This is a genomic window from Burkholderia sp. KCJ3K979 (genome assembly GCF_016759955.1).
GTDB lineage: Bacteria > Pseudomonadota > Gammaproteobacteria > Burkholderiales > Burkholderiaceae > Burkholderia > Burkholderia orbicola.
Genome location: NZ_JACFYV010000414.1, coordinates 1 through 1506, shown reverse-complemented (window position 1 = coordinate 1506; position 1506 = coordinate 1). Strand labels below are relative to the sequence as shown.

At 71.2% G+C, this 1506-nt stretch carries 1 protein-coding gene and 1 pseudogene; both read right to left on the bottom strand.

The window, feature by feature from the left end:
- Positions 1–222 (bottom strand): annotated as a pseudogene (locus tag H3O04_RS35295) (RND transporter); the annotation flags it as partial.
- Between the two features lie 31 nt (positions 223–253).
- Positions 254–1506: efflux RND transporter periplasmic adaptor subunit (locus H3O04_RS35290; protein ID WP_202589509.1), on the bottom strand; the 1253-nt coding region annotated here is incomplete at its 5' end.

Sequence of the window (1506 nt, the reverse complement as noted above, 5' to 3'; positions counted from 1 at the left end):
GCCGAACACGGTCCACCATGCGCCGCGCGCGGCGGCGTCGGCTGGCATCGCGACGTGCCAGCCGGCTTGCGCGGCCGATACTGCCGGTGCGCCCGCGTAGTGCGCGGGCACCGCGACGGCGGGCGGCGAATAGGGCGGCAGCGTCGAGCACGCGGTCAGTGCGGCGACGGCGCCGAGGGCGACGATGCGGCGAGCGAACGGGAGCGGATGAGGAAGGCGCATGGCAAGTATCTCGTGAGTCGTCGTCGATGGGTCAGCCGCGGGCGGGCGCCGGAGTGGGTGTTGACGCAGCAGGTGCGACGCCGGCCGCGCGCAGCGGCGGCACGTTGCGCATACCGGTCGCGGACGCTGGCTGCGCGGCCTGCGCGGCCTGCGCGGCCTGCGCGGACGAAGCGGACGAAGCGGACGAAGCGGACGAAGCAGACGAAGCAGACGAAGCCGCAACCGGCGCCGCATCGTGCGAAGTCGACACGATCTTCACGGCTTCCCCGGCCGTGATCGCATCGCCCGGGTTGTCGATCACGCGATTGGTCGCCGCGAGCCCCGCGACGATCTCCACGCGCGTGCCGAAATCCCGCCCGATCTGCACGGTCTTCAGCGCGGTTTGCCCGTTCGCGCCGACGGTGGCGACCGTCACGCCGTTCGGGCGGAACAGCAGCGCGCTCACCGGCAGCTCAAGCGCCGGCGCCGCACTCGGCAAGACGAGATGCGCCTGCGCATACGCACCGGGCATCAGCGCGCCGTCGCGGTTGTCGACGTCGATCTCGACGCGCAGCGTGCGCGTGACGGGATCGATCGCGCCCGCGCTGCGCGCGACATGCGCGACAAAACGCCGCCCCGGATACTGCGGCGTCGTCAGGTAGACGGCCGTGCCGGTCGATACGCCGGTCGCGCTGTCCTGCGGCACGTCGACGAACACGCGCAGCGTGTCCGTCTGTTCGAGATGGAACAGTTCCCCGGACAGGCCCGGGCTGCCCGGCGTGCCGCCCGCGGTGACCAGCGTGCCGACGTCGATGTTGCGCGCGGTGATCACGCCGTCGAACGGCGCGGTGACGGACTCGTACGACACGAGTTCGGCAAGATGCGCGACGTTCGCCTGCGCGGACGCGAGCATCGCGCGCTTCGCGTTCATGTCCGCGACCTTCGTGTCGGTGTCCTGCTGCGACACCGACTGCGTTTTCAGCATGTCCTGCCAACGCTGCGCGGTGGATTTCGCATAGTCGTAGTTCGCCTGCGCACTCGCTTCGTCGGCGCGCGCCTGGCGTAACTGCGCGTCGAGATCGGGCGCCGAGATCTGCGCGAGCGTCTGCCCGGCCTTCACGTGCGTACCGAGATCGACGCTCCAGTGCGCGATATAGCCGCTCGTGCGCGAATAGATCGATGCGTCCGCATACGGCGCCACCGAGCCGGGCAACGTCAGCGTCTGGTCGGCCGGCGCCGCGCCGGGCACGATGACCGACACCGGCAGCGCCTGCTGCGCGGCGACCTGCGCACGCTGCGCGGCGC